Genomic DNA, 1,330 nt, shown 5'->3' on the forward strand with positions numbered 1-1,330 from the left:
GCGTTGATGCTCCTATATCTGTCAAGCCGCGATTTGGAGGGGTGGTCGGGCTTCGCGGATGGGGCGCATCGCGGCCCAGAGTTCGCGGGCGAGAAGACGTTTCAGACACCGGATGATCTCGGACTTCGTCTTTCCTTCGGTGATCCGGCGGGCGACGTAGGCCTTAGTGGGTTCGTGGTGCTGCATGCGAACGATGACGACACGGTAGAGTGCGGCGTTTGCTTGCCGGTGACCGCCCCGATTGAGCCGGTGTCGGGTGGTCATCCCTGACGATGCAGGGATCGGGGCGACACCGCAGAGCCGGGCGAACGCGGCCTCCGAACGGATCCGTTCCGGATTGTCGCCGGCAACGATCAGCATCTCGGCCGCGGTGTCAGGACCGACCGCAAAGGCTTTCGCGAGGTCGGGAGCGATCTGCGCGGTCAGCTCTGCCAGGAGCTTCTCATGCCCGGAGATCTCGGCATCCAGTACTTCCCAGCGACGGGCGATCGATCGTAACGTGTGCTTGGTCGACGCGATGATTGTGGTCACCTGGCCCGGACGAAGCGCCGCGCAGCGATGGATGAGCGCCATCTTCGATAGCGGTTGCAGCTCCTGACGCAGATCGTCGGGGGCGTTCACGATGACCTGCTTGAGGCTGATCATCGCGGATGTTCTCGCCTTGACGGCGACGTCCTTGGCGACCTTGATCTGACGGATCATCTCCACTGTTCCATCGGCTGACTTCGGGATGGCCGTCGCCAGGCCCGCGAGGACTGCCCTGGCTGCGTTCTCGGCATCGATGGTGTCGGACTTGCCTCGTAGTCGCCTGTCGCGACGGTCCGTTCTCATCACCTCCAGCGTCCCGATTCCACGACGGCGCACTGCGCCGGCCAGGCCTGCACCATAGGAACCGGTGCCTTCGATCCCGAAGGTGAGTTTCCCGCCGAACGATTCGCCCCAGTCGATCAGCTGGCCGTAGCCACCGGAATCCGCCGCGAAAGATCGGCGATCCAGGACCGCGCCGAGCTCATCGATCGCGACGGCGACGTGGACGTGTTTGTGAGTGTCGACGCCGACAACGACTCGACGGTGAGAGGGGACTTGCTGCATGCTCATAGTGCTCGCTCCAACCAGATCAGGACAGGGTGAGTGACACTGGCCGGTCGGGTGGACGGGACTGTGATGGGACTGTTGCGATCAGGCTCCTATGAGGTCACGCCCGCCCGGCCAGCACCACGAGGGTGATGCGCCTCCTGACGGACGACAGATCAACAGCAAGGACACCCAGACTTCGAGGTCAGTCGTCAGCAAGAGTCAGGCCGCCAGGAGGTACTCGACACTCTCACAG

Annotated in this window: 1 protein-coding gene; it reads right to left on the reverse strand. The window is 63.5% G+C overall.

Annotated elements, in window-relative coordinates:
• Positions 1-21: 21 nt before the first annotated feature.
• Complete coding sequence (locus MIC448_RS15075) at positions 22-1,098, reverse strand: IS110 family transposase (RefSeq protein ID WP_100812876.1); 1,077 nt, start codon at positions 1,096-1,098, stop codon at positions 22-24.
• Between the last annotated feature and the right edge of the window lie 232 nt (positions 1,099-1,330).

This window comes from Microbacterium sp. C448 (genome assembly GCF_000582705.2).
GTDB classification, from domain to species: Bacteria; Actinomycetota; Actinomycetes; order Actinomycetales; family Microbacteriaceae; genus Microbacterium; species Microbacterium lacus_A.

Excerpts from the sequence above, each read along its gene's own strand:
- MIC448_RS15075 (WP_100812876.1), bottom strand. The coding sequence starts at position 1,098 with ATGAGCATGCAGCAAGTCCCCTCTCACCGTCGAGTCGTTGTCGGCGTC.